The organism is Kitasatospora sp. NPDC004240 (genome assembly GCF_053603215.1).
Genome location: NZ_JBSGFD010000290.1, coordinates 1 through 7,765, shown reverse-complemented (window position 1 = coordinate 7,765; position 7,765 = coordinate 1). Strand labels below are relative to the sequence as shown.

Annotated in this window: 10 protein-coding genes; 3 read left to right on the top strand and 7 right to left on the bottom strand. The window is 71.9% G+C overall.

Annotated features, from left to right (window positions below):
- Nucleotides 1-230 precede the first annotated feature (230 nt).
- The 3 genes from ACWEQL_RS39225 to ACWEQL_RS39215 form a co-directional block, all read right to left on the bottom strand.
- Nucleotides 231-977 carry an SDR family oxidoreductase gene (locus ACWEQL_RS39225; RefSeq protein WP_452155862.1) on the bottom strand — a complete coding sequence of 249 codons (747 nt, stop codon included), beginning with the start codon at nucleotides 975-977 and terminating at the stop codon, nucleotides 231-233.
- A gap of 115 nt (nucleotides 978-1,092) precedes the next feature.
- Nucleotides 1,093-1,986, bottom strand: a complete 894-nt coding sequence (locus ACWEQL_RS39220; protein WP_452155860.1) for an RNA polymerase sigma-70 factor — start codon at nucleotides 1,984-1,986, stop codon at nucleotides 1,093-1,095.
- Nucleotides 1,987-2,038: 52 nt separating this feature from the next.
- Nucleotides 2,039-2,203 carry a hypothetical protein gene (locus ACWEQL_RS39215; protein ID WP_452155858.1) on the bottom strand — a complete coding sequence of 55 codons (165 nt, stop codon included), beginning with the start codon at nucleotides 2,201-2,203 and terminating at the stop codon, nucleotides 2,039-2,041.
- A gap of 60 nt (nucleotides 2,204-2,263) precedes the next feature.
- Between ACWEQL_RS39215 and ACWEQL_RS39210 the strand changes: the two genes are divergently transcribed.
- Together ACWEQL_RS39210 and ACWEQL_RS39205 are read left to right on the top strand one after the other, a co-directional pair.
- The gene (locus tag ACWEQL_RS39210) at nucleotides 2,264-3,169 is read left to right on the top strand and encodes an arginase family protein (RefSeq protein ID WP_452155856.1); all 906 of its coding nucleotides are present in this window, start codon (nucleotides 2,264-2,266) and stop codon (nucleotides 3,167-3,169) included.
- 193 nt (nucleotides 3,170-3,362) lie between these two features.
- Nucleotides 3,363-4,574, top strand: a complete 1,212-nt coding sequence (locus ACWEQL_RS39205; protein ID WP_452155854.1) for a globin domain-containing protein — start codon at nucleotides 3,363-3,365, stop codon at nucleotides 4,572-4,574.
- 184 nt (nucleotides 4,575-4,758) lie between these two features.
- Here ACWEQL_RS39205 and ACWEQL_RS39200 read toward each other — a convergent pair whose 3' ends face one another.
- The 4 genes from ACWEQL_RS39200 to ACWEQL_RS39185 form a co-directional block, all read right to left on the bottom strand.
- Nucleotides 4,759-5,304, bottom strand: a complete 546-nt coding sequence (locus tag ACWEQL_RS39200) for a hypothetical protein (protein ID WP_452155852.1) — start codon at nucleotides 5,302-5,304, stop codon at nucleotides 4,759-4,761.
- Nucleotides 5,305-5,308: 4 nt separating this feature from the next.
- Entirely contained in the window at nucleotides 5,309-5,872 is a 564-nt protein-coding gene (locus ACWEQL_RS39195) for a DUF397 domain-containing protein (protein WP_452155850.1), read from the bottom strand.
- A gap of 77 nt (nucleotides 5,873-5,949) precedes the next feature.
- Nucleotides 5,950-6,183 carry a DUF397 domain-containing protein gene (locus tag ACWEQL_RS39190; RefSeq protein ID WP_452155848.1) on the bottom strand — a complete coding sequence of 78 codons (234 nt, stop codon included), beginning with the start codon at nucleotides 6,181-6,183 and terminating at the stop codon, nucleotides 5,950-5,952.
- On the bottom strand, nucleotides 6,180-7,043 hold the full coding sequence (locus ACWEQL_RS39185; protein WP_452155846.1) for a helix-turn-helix domain-containing protein: 864 nt from the start codon (nucleotides 7,041-7,043) through the stop codon (nucleotides 6,180-6,182). Before ACWEQL_RS39185 ends, ACWEQL_RS39190 begins: the two co-directional genes overlap by 4 nt.
- 182 nt (nucleotides 7,044-7,225) lie before the next feature.
- On the opposite strand from ACWEQL_RS39185, the gene ACWEQL_RS39180 reads away from it, so the two are divergent.
- Nucleotides 7,226-7,675 carry an ATP-binding protein gene (locus ACWEQL_RS39180; protein ID WP_452155844.1) on the top strand — a complete coding sequence of 150 codons (450 nt, stop codon included), beginning with the start codon at nucleotides 7,226-7,228 and terminating at the stop codon, nucleotides 7,673-7,675.
- Nucleotides 7,676-7,765 lie beyond the last annotated feature (90 nt).

Here is a 7,765-nt window from a genome sequence, read left to right as displayed (position 1 = left end):
CGAAGGAGCCATGGCGGAGCCCTGGTGACCGAGGAGAAACCGTCCGGGCGACAGCCATCGGCCCGCGACGCCGCACCCCTATTGCCGGTCGGTCTTAGTGCTCGGGGGACGAGGACGGCCTTGCGCGCAAAGGCCGGGCGGGCGCACGAGGAGCTGCCGGCGCCGCCCGCCGAGGACGAGCGGTGCCGGCTGGTGGAACCGCCGACCCGGCCGAGGCCGCCGCGGCGTCGTCAGCGGGGCTCGGGCAGGCGGTCGGTGAGGAACTGTTCGAAGGTGACCACGCCGACGGCCCGTTCGGGCGTGAGGTGCCCGCCGGCCCGGAACCCGCGGTAGGTCCGGCCGGCCAGCGGCAGGTTCAGCACTGGCCGGCGCCGCCCGCTCGCGCGCAGGTAGGCGCGGGCCAGGTCGGCGAAGGCCCGGACCTCGGGCCCGCCCATGTCCGGCACCCGGCCCGCGGGTTCGCCCAGGGCGAGCCCGGCCAGCCGCTCGGCGACCTCCGACACCTCGATCGGCTGGTCGCTGACGCCCGCCGGGACCGGCAGCACCGGCAGCTTGGCCGCGCCCCGCAGGACCTGCAGCACCAGGTCGTGGAACTGCGTCGCCCGCAGGATCGTCCAGCCGAGCCCGGAGTCCTGGATCTGCCGCTCGACCGCGAGCTTGGCGCGGTAGTAGGGCAGCGGCACCCGGTCGACGCCGACGATGGAGATGTACACCAGGTGCCGCACCCCCGCCCGGCGGGCGGCGGCGACGAGGTTGGCGGCCGCCTGCTCGTCGCCGCCCTTCGGGGAGCTGGCGCAGTGCACGACGGTGTCCACGCCGGTGAGGGCCGCGTCCAGCCCGGTGCCCTCGCGCAGGTCGACGGAGTACGGCCGGGCGCTGCGGCTCACCACCCGCACCGAAGCGCCCGCCGCGCGCAGCCGCTCGGTGACGGGCCGGCCGAGGGTTCCGGTGCCGCCGGTCACCAGGATCAGGGTCATCGTGGGTCGTCCTCTCGGTGGGCGGGCGGGCCCGGGTGGCGCGCCCGTCGTCCACTGGGAACCGACGGGCACGCGCGAATGTGACAACCGCCCGGCCGGCCCCGCCCGCCCGGCGTCAGAGGGCGGCGAACTGGCGGCCCGCGAAGACCAGCTTCTCCGGGTTCACGACCACCCGCACCCGGGCGATCAGGCCGTCGCGCACCTCGAAGGAGGTGACCGCGACCAGCCGCGCCCCCACGTGCGACACCAGGGCCGGGGCGCCGTTGACCTCGGCCGCGGTGAGGGCGAGCTCGGGGTCGGTGGCGGAGCGCCGGGCGAGGCCCGCCAGGAAACGCAGCACGTTCGTCCGTCCGAGGAGGGGCCGGCGGGCGGCGAAGGTCTTGCCGCCGCCGTCGCTCCACCAGACCACGTCCTCGGCGAGCAGTCTCTCCAGCCCCGCCAGGTCGCCCTCGCGCGAGGCCGCGACGAAGGACTCGACCAGCTCCGCCTGTCGCCCGGCCGCAGGGGTGAACCGGGCCCCGGGCTCCTCCAGCCGCCGGACGGCCCGGCGGTGGAGCTGGCGGCAGTTGGCCTCGCCCAGGCCGAGCACCCCGGCGATGTCCCGGTGGCCGTAGCCGAAGGCCTCGCGCAGCACGTACACCGCGCGCTCGGTCGGCGTCAGCCGCTCCAGCAGGACGAGCAGCGCGACGGAGACGGCCTCGCGCCGCTCGGCGGACTCCAGCGGCCCCAGCGTGCCGTCGGCGGTGAACACCGGTTCCGGCAGCCACGGCCCCACGTAGCGTTCGCGCCGCACGCGCGCGGAGGTGAGCCGGTTGAGGCAGAGGTTGGTGACCACCTTGGCGAGCCAGGCCGCCGGCTGCCCGATGGCCGCCCGGTCGGCGCCGCTCCAGCGCAGGTACGCGTCCTGCACGGCGTCCTCCGCCTCCTCGGCGGAGCCGAGCAGGCGGTAGGCCAGCCCGAACATCCTGGGGCGGTGGGCGGTGAACTCCTCGGCGGTCCCTGGGGTCATGGGGCCAGCCTGCCAGGGGCTACCAGCGGGTAAGGGTGTGGGGTGGCGAGGTTCAGCCGACGGCGACGGCCTGATCGTGGCCGGCCTCGCCATCGTGGCCGGCCTCGCCGCCCACCTCGTCGTCGGCGTCCTCGGACGCCGGTGGCTCGACCGCCGCGACCGCGCACCGTCCCGATCCCGTCCGCACGCCGACCGGGCCCGCCCTCGCCCTCGCCATCGCGCCGAGGGGGTGGTCCGGCCGCTCGCGCCCGTCCGGGCAGCCGGTGATGATGGACGGATGCGACGGGATCTCGTCCTGGTGGGCGCGCCGACCAGCGCGGCCAGCTACGCACCCGGCCAGGAGGCCGCACCGGGCGTGTTGCGCCGGCTGGGCCTGATCGATCACCTGAGGGCGGCCGGCCGGCGGGTACGGGACGCAGGGGACGGGCCGCTCCACGTGTGGGCCCCGGACCCGCGGCACCCGCGGGCCCAGAACCTCGCGGCAGTGGTCCAGGCCGTCAAGGCGGTCGCCGACCACGTCGCCGGAGCGCTGGAGGAGGACGCGGACGTCCTGGTCGTCGGCGGCAACTGCACCGTCGCACTGGGCGTGATGGCGGCTCTCACGGCACACGACCCGGACGCCGGCCTGCTCTACATCGACCGGCACTTCGACCTCAACACACCCGCCAGCACCGGCGACGGCGCCCTCGACTGGATGGGGCTCGCCCACGGGCTGGACCTGCCCGGAGCCGCGGAGCCGCTGGCGGCCGCCTTCGCCCACCGCCCGCTGCTCACCCCGGACCGGCTCCACCTCCTCGGCGTCGATCCCGAGGCCGCCACCTCCTGGGAGCGCGAGCAGGCAGCAGGCCTCGGCCTGCGATGGGGCTCGCACATCGATCTCGCCACCACGCCGGGAACCGAGGTGACCCGGGCCCTCGGTGCGCTCCCGTCCGGTCCCCTGGCCGTGCACCTCGACGTCGACGTCCTGGACTTCACCGACGCGCCGCTCGCCGAGAGCACGCACGGCCGCAACAGCGGCCCCACCCTCGACGCCCTGTCCGAGGCGCTGGACACCGCCTGCCGGGACCCCCGCTTCCGAGCACTCTCGATCGGCGAGCTCAACCCCTCCCGTGCCGCCGGACACCCCGCCGTCCTCCACCGGTTCATCGCAAGCCTCCAACACGCCCTGGGCGCAGCCCCGTGAGCTGCGGCCGGGGCATCGGGTACGCCGCTCCGGTGCGGTGTCCTGCCGTCCCCCGGATGGCCGTTCGGGCGTGCTCCCGGGACCCCGTCCAGGCAGCGTGGCCGAGGAGCCCGCGTGGGGCGGCAACCGCCGAGCACCCGCGTTCGAACTCCACCGACCACGTCTCATCGCTCGTCTCCCGCAGGAGGGTCCTGTGCTTTCCGACAAGTCCCGGCCGGTCATCACCGCCACGCTGCCGGTCGTCGCCGACCACATCGGCGAGATCGCCAAGCGCTTCTACACCCACATGTTCAGCGAGCATCCCGAGCTCATGGACGGCGTCTTCAACCGCGGCAACCAGGTGCACGGCGAGCAGCAGCAGGCGCTGGCCGGCTCGGTGGCCTCGTTCGCCACGACACTCGTGGAGACGCCGGAGCGGGTGCCCGAGCAACTGCTCCGCCGGATCGCGCACAAGCACGCCTCACTCGGGATCCGTCCCGACCAGTACGGGATCGTGCACGACAACCTGATGTGGGCGATCGTCGACGTGCTGGGCGACGCGGTCACCCCGGAGGTCGCCGCGGCCTGGGAGGAGGTCTACTGGCTGATGGCCAACGCCCTGATCAACCAGGAACGCGGTCTGTACAGTGCCCGAGGGGTCCGGCCGGAGACGGTCTGGCGGGACTGGCAGGTGATCCGGAAGGTCCGGGAGACCGACGACGTGGTGACCTTCGTGGTCAGGCGGACCGACGACCGGCTGGTGAAGACCTCGCTGCCCGGCCAGTACGTCACCGTGCGGATGCGGATGCCCGACGGGAAGCTCCAGCCGCGCCAGTACAGCCTGACCCGGGCCGACGACGGGGAACACCGCCAGTTCTCGGTCAAGCGGGTGCGCGGCGAGGGCGCCGACCCCGACGGCGAGATGTCGACGCTGCTGCACGACTCGGTCAAGGTCGGCGACACCTTGACGCTGTCGGTTCCCTACGGCGACGTGGTGCTGGACGACGCGGGACGGCCAGTGGTGTTCGCCAGTGCGGGCATCGGGATCGCCCCGATGGCGGGGATGCTCTCGCACCTGGTCGCGGCCGAGTCCGGGCTGTCGGTCACCCTGCTCCACGCCGACGTCGACGACGCGTCCTTCCCCCTGCGCCGCCAGGTGGTCGGCGACATCCTGGCCCTGAAGAACGCGCGGATGTACCTGTGGTTCGAGAAGAACGCCCAGAGCCACGAGCCGGTGGACGGGGTCTTCCACGGGCTGATGGACCCGACCGCGGTCGACCTGCCCGAGGACGCCCTGTACTACCTGTGCGGACCGTTGCCGTTCATGCAGGCCGTGCGCAGCAGCCTGATCGGCCGCGGGGTCGCCCCGCGGGACATCCAGTACGAGGTCTTCGGTCCCGACCTGTGGCAGGCCGACCTGGACTAGCCCGGGCCGGTTCTCGCTGCGCCCGGCGGGCATCGCGGCCCCGGGTGTCCGGACGCCTGGACGCCGGCCTCGGCGGGCGTACGTGACGTACGGAGCCGGGGTGTCGCCCGCTGCCCGCGACACGCGGCCGCGGCCACGCCGCCGAGGGCGCGCGCGGGCACCGGTGGCCCGGGCGGCGGACGGGTCAGGGGGCGGCCGAGAGCGGGGGAGCGGTCTTCCGCTGCGGGGTGGCCGGGTCGGGGTCGGCCGGGTGGATGGCGAAGAGGAGCACGGTGTCCGAGGCCGCGTCGAAGGTGAGGCGCGCGAAGTCGGCCGGCAGCAGGGCGGCGTCCAGCGCCGGGTGGTGCACCCAGTGGGGCTTGGCGGGGAGGTAGGCGTCCAGGCTCGGGAGCATGTAGGGATTCCCGGGGAGCTCCTCGGCCGGCCCGGGCGCGGTGGCGAGCAGCCGGGAGACCGTCCCGGGCGCCAGCTTCAGGACGCCGTGGACGAAGTTCTCGGACGGCGTCGGCGACTGCTGCTTCCAGTGCGCCTGCACGATCGTCCCGAGCTTGGGGAACGCGTCCGCCAGCGGCTCGGTGTCGGTGCGGAGCTGCGGGGTCTCGGAGCTCACGGCCACGGGTGGCCGGGTGCCGCCCGGGTGAGGACCGGTGAACTGGCTGGCCACGGCGGCCGTCCCCACGGCGACGGCGGCGACGGCGAGCAACTGGGCTGCGAGGCGCGGTAAGGACATCGGCTCAGGCTCCGGTGAAGCGGGGGTCGCGGGCCTCGACGGCCTGGACGAAGGCGGCCCATTCGGCGTGGTCGAAGGCGAGGTGGGGGCGGTCGGGGTTCTTGTCGTCGCCGAGCCAGACGTCACCGTTGTCGAAGCGGGCGAGGAGGACGCAACTGCCGTTGGAGTCGCCGGAGAAAGGGGACTTGATCCAGTCGGCGGTGGCGGGGTCGTGGTCGTACGGGTCGTGCCGACCGGTCATGCCTGCCTCCTCGGAACGCTTGGACGACGGGTGGTGCACACCTGTGGCGAGGGCGGTACCGCAGATCAGGATGGCAGCGACGAGCGCGTAGAAGACAGTGACGGCCCAGTCCGGATTCGCGGTGATGGTGGTGTGGTCGTAGGTGCACCAGCCGTTGGGCGGGAAGAGGTCGTACCCCGTGTCGCGGAGCTGACCCAGGCCACCCCCGACCATGCCGTGGCTGCACTCCTCGTCGAACTCCAGCGAGGTCACCCCCATCATCAGGCCGTGGAGGACCAGGGCCACGCAGGAGAGGCTGAGGGTGAGAACGAGGAGGAGGCGCCGCATGATCGGGAGCATACCGACTAGTAAGGCCCTCGCCGAGGGGTTCGGCGAGGGCCCGTACGGTGATCGCGGCCAGGGGCTCAGGCGGTGAAGCGGGGGTCGCGGGCCTCGACAGCCTGGACGAAGGCGGCCCATTCGGCGCGGTCGAAGGCGAGGTGGGGACGGGTGAGGTCCTTGTCGTCGCCGAGCCAGACGTCACCGTTGTCGAAGCGGGCGATGAGGACGCAGTCGCCGTTGTCATCCCCGGAGAACGGCGACTTTATCCAGTCGACGATGGCGGGGTCATGGTCGTACGGATCGTGCTTCTCGCTCACGTCAGCTCTTCCAGCTTGCGTTCAAGGACGGTGATGGTGTTCTCCGGCGACAGTGCGAACCGCTTGAGCCGGGCGAATGCCCGCTCAGCTCGCCGTACGTCGCGTCCCGTTCTACGCGGGAGCATACCGCCGACGGCTTCGATGAAGACGAAACCATCTTCGGGCTCATCAGGGAAGTGCATCAGGGTGAGTCCTGACGTCAGGATGCCCGGTCGTCCTGCACTCAGCGGGACCATGCACAGCGTGACATTTGGATACTGAGCGACTCTGATTGCGTGCCGAATCTGCTGCGCGAGCACCTTCTGGTGGCCGGCCACGAGCAGTGCAACCTCGCCGAAGTACGCTTCGAGGTGCAGGGCAGGGTCCTCGGTGAGTCGTCGCTGCCGACGCATTCGGACCTCTGTTGCTGTCTCGATCTGTTCCTCGTTGGGAGCGCTGAGGCCTGCCGCGATCATCTCCTTCGCGTAGCCCTCGGTCTGGGTGAGCCCAGGGAATCCCGAGGGGAAGTAGTTGAGCATGTGAGAGGCATCGGCTTCGAGCGCGAGGTACTCCGCAAAAGCCGCCGTGATGGAGTTGGCGAAGTCCAAGTCGCGCCACCACAGCCGGTTTGGCGATCCGTCCCCGAGCAGGTTCTCGAACTCCTCGCGGTCCTGACCGGTTACGCCGTAGTGGTCCAGTAGCGTCGCCAGGTCGGTGGCGCTGATCGGCTGGTGGCCACGCTCGATTCTGCTGAGGCGGGCGGCGTTCCAGCCCCTCAGGCCGGCTGTCACATCCACGAGGGTCTTGTTGTTCTCCAGCCGCCAGGCGCGCAGTTCGTCGCCGAGGCGGATCTTCCTGATGGTGGACAGGTCCTTGCCCAAGTGGCGCCCCTCCCTCCGGGTGTGAGACCAGTCTTGCCCCAACCGGGCTGCCTCCTCAAGCGAGTCCAAGATCAACGGATTTGTTTCTGCGTTCGTGTTGCAGGTTCGAATTCGTCTCGTCCACACTCAACGTGACCGCACGGACACGCTCCTGACGGAGCGTCGTTGCGAAGGGGCTAACCATGTCCACTTTGAGCAGTTCTCTCCTCAACTCCTGGGCGACCGTCCTCACCGACCACACCTCCTCGGTGCGGACGGCTCGAACCCAAGTGCGTCAACAGCTCTCCTCCTGGGGCTGGTCCGGCGAACGCGTCGACGACCTCGTCCTCATCACCTCCGAGCTGGTCACCAACGCCGTGCTGCACGCGTGCCGCGACGGCGAGGGTGAGGTGCGCCTCCACCTCCAGGAGCTGGCGGGCGACTGTCGGCTCGAAATCTGGGACCGGCGGGATGACCTCCCGCTCCGCCAGCGCCGGCCGAGACGCTTCGGCGAGAGCGGGCGGGGGATCGAGATGGTCCGGGACCTGGCCTTCGACTTCGGGGTGGTCGTACGGCGCGGCGCGGGCAAGCGCGTCTGGGTGCGCGTCCTGCTCGACGGCTCCGACGTCCGTACGAACGCCCTCGCCACCTAGACGAGTAGTTCCGAAGTCGGCTGGCTTTGCTGGTTCTGCTCCGGACACGCAGGAAGGGTGTCCAGCATTCGGGTTGTGACGACCGAAGAG

Coding starts and splice junctions, on each gene's coding strand:
- ACWEQL_RS39225 (WP_452155862.1), bottom strand. CDS start 977: ATGACCCTGATCCTGGTGACCGGCGGCACCGGAACCCTCGGCCGGCCC.
- ACWEQL_RS39220 (WP_452155860.1), bottom strand. CDS start 1,986: ATGACCCCAGGGACCGCCGAGGAGTTCACCGCCCACCGCCCCAGGATG.
- ACWEQL_RS39215 (WP_452155858.1), bottom strand. CDS start 2,203: ATGGCGAGGGCGAGGGCGGGCCCGGTCGGCGTGCGGACGGGATCGGGA.
- ACWEQL_RS39210 (WP_452155856.1), top strand. CDS start 2,264: ATGCGACGGGATCTCGTCCTGGTGGGCGCGCCGACCAGCGCGGCCAGC.
- ACWEQL_RS39200 (WP_452155852.1), bottom strand. CDS start 5,304: ATGTCCTTACCGCGCCTCGCAGCCCAGTTGCTCGCCGTCGCCGCCGTC.
- ACWEQL_RS39195 (WP_452155850.1), bottom strand. CDS start 5,872: ATGCGGCGCCTCCTCCTCGTTCTCACCCTCAGCCTCTCCTGCGTGGCC.
- ACWEQL_RS39180 (WP_452155844.1), top strand. CDS start 7,226: ATGTCCACTTTGAGCAGTTCTCTCCTCAACTCCTGGGCGACCGTCCTC.